General features: G+C 61.8%; 1 protein-coding gene. It reads right to left on the bottom strand.

Features of this window, described 5'->3' with window-relative positions; all coding sequences use genetic code 11:
* Window positions 1-83: 83 nt before the first annotated feature.
* Window positions 84-254, bottom strand: a 171-nt coding sequence (locus AC0IW9_RS31290) for a glutaredoxin domain-containing protein (RefSeq protein ID WP_471652187.1), incomplete at its 5' end; no start/stop codon positions are given.

The following is a 254-nucleotide window of genomic DNA, read 5'->3' as shown; positions in this document are numbered from 1 at the left end:
CACAATTGTGAATACAAGTCGACAAACGATCGGCGGAATGACCACCGAGGTGGCGGCGGCACGAGGCCTCCGCCGGCAGGGGCTCAGGCTTCGGCGGAAACCGGGATGCCCTTGTCCTTCAACAGGGACTGCAGTTCGCCGGCCTGGAACATCTCCATGATGCTGTCGCAGCCGCCCACGAACTCGCCCTGGACATAGAGCTGCGGGATGGTCGGCCAATTCGCATAGGCCTTGAGGCCTTCGCGGATTTCCAT

It is taken from the genome of Belnapia sp. AC561, from assembly GCF_979252845.1.
Note: the sequence above shows the minus strand (reverse complement) of the source record. Positions and strands in the feature narration are given on the sequence as shown.